Source organism: Massilia sp. CT11-108, from assembly GCF_047302915.1.
GTDB lineage: Bacteria > Pseudomonadota > Gammaproteobacteria > Burkholderiales > Burkholderiaceae_D > Telluria > Telluria orientalis.
Genome location: NZ_JBKYMO010000874.1, coordinates 1 through 1,441 on the forward strand (window position 1 = coordinate 1; position 1,441 = coordinate 1,441).

Genomic DNA, 1,441 nt, shown 5'->3' on the forward strand with positions numbered 1-1,441 from the left:
CCGGGGCAGGTCGCCTCCGTGTGCGTGCTGGCGGGCGAGGCGTGGGTGGCGCGGCGTGCCCTGCAGCGGGCGCGTGCGCGGCTCGGGGCGGGGCTGGGGTGTCATTGTTCGCCGTCCTCTTTGCCGCCATCTTCCTTGTTGTAATCCGGCAGCGGCCCTTCCTTGCCCTCGTCGAGCAGCGAGCGGCGGCGGCCCAGGTAGGCGTCGCGCACGAACAGATAGCGGTCGAGCGCGGCCTGCTCCAGCAGATTGGTCGCGTTCAGGTAACGGGCCCGCGTGCTGACGAAGTCGACGCCCCACAGCGTGTTGCGCGAGGCCGGCTTCGCGTAGGTGATGGGCGAGGCGTACTGGTCGACGCCGAAGCCCGCCGCGTCGCGGAACGTGCTCGGACCGAACAGGGGCAGCACGAGATAGGGGCCGGCCGGCACCCCGTAGTGGCCCAGCGTGAGGCCGAAGTCCTGGTTGCGCTTGGCGATGCCGGCAGGCGTGGCGATGTCGAGCACGCCCAGCAGACCGAACGTGGAATTCACAGCGACGCGCATCAGGTCGTTCATGCCGTCCATCAGGCGCAGCTGGGCGAAATCGTTGAGCATCACGGGGACATCGCCCAGGTTGGAAAAGAAATTGTCCACACCGGTGCGGACGAAGCGCGGCACGGTGCGGTTGTACGTGCGCGCGACCGGTTGCGCGATGTGGCGGTCGAGCGTGTCGTTGAAGCGGAACGTGGCGCGGTTGAGCGGTTCCAGCGGATCGGCCGGATCGCGCCCGGGGCCCGTGGCGCAGCCGGACAGGAGCGCGAGGGGCGTGAGCAGCAGGGCGGCAACGATCCGCCGCGGCGGCGGGTGGGTCATGGCGGACCTCGTTCGGCAGGTGCCGGGGCACGGGGCTGCCCCAGCAGGACGGGCTGGAAGAACACGGCGCCGATCAGGGTGCAGACCAGTGCCAGCACCAGCAGCTTGCCCATGCTCGCGGTGCCGGGATGGTGCGACAGCCACAGGCTGCCGAACGCGGTGCCGGTGGTCGCCGCGCTCAGGACGATGGCTTGCGTCAGCGGATGCTCCAGCCGGGCCGGCTGCCCGGCGCGCCACGCCATGATGTAATAGATTTTGAAAGCGACGCCGACGCCCAGCAGCAGCGGCAGCGCGATGATGTTCGCGAAATTCAGGTGGATGCGCAGCAGCACGCAGGCCTCCAGCGTGACAAGGCTCGACACGAGCAGCGGCACCATCGTCAGCAGCACATCGCCCACGCGCCGGAACGCGATCCACAACAGCAGCGCGATGGTCGCGATGGCCAGCAGCGCCGCCTGCACGAACGCGGCGATGATCAGGTCGGCCGCGTGGCGCACGGAGATCGGGCCGCCGGCCGCATCCGGTGCGATGCGCAGGACGGCATCGGCAAAGCGGCCCAGCCGGCTGTCGTCGCCGAGGCTCGTCCCCGT

At 70.0% G+C, this 1,441-nt stretch carries 1 protein-coding gene and 1 pseudogene; both read right to left on the minus strand.

Annotated elements, in window-relative coordinates; all coding sequences use genetic code 11:
- Positions 1 to 101: 101 nt before the first annotated feature.
- Entirely contained in the window at positions 102 to 851 is a 750-nt protein-coding gene (locus ACEN88_RS31590) for a VacJ family lipoprotein (protein ID WP_413346095.1), read from the minus strand.
- A pseudogene (locus tag ACEN88_RS31595) lies at positions 848 to 1,441 on the minus strand (RND transporter); the annotation flags it as partial. The gene ACEN88_RS31590 and the pseudogene ACEN88_RS31595, both read right to left, overlap by 4 nt.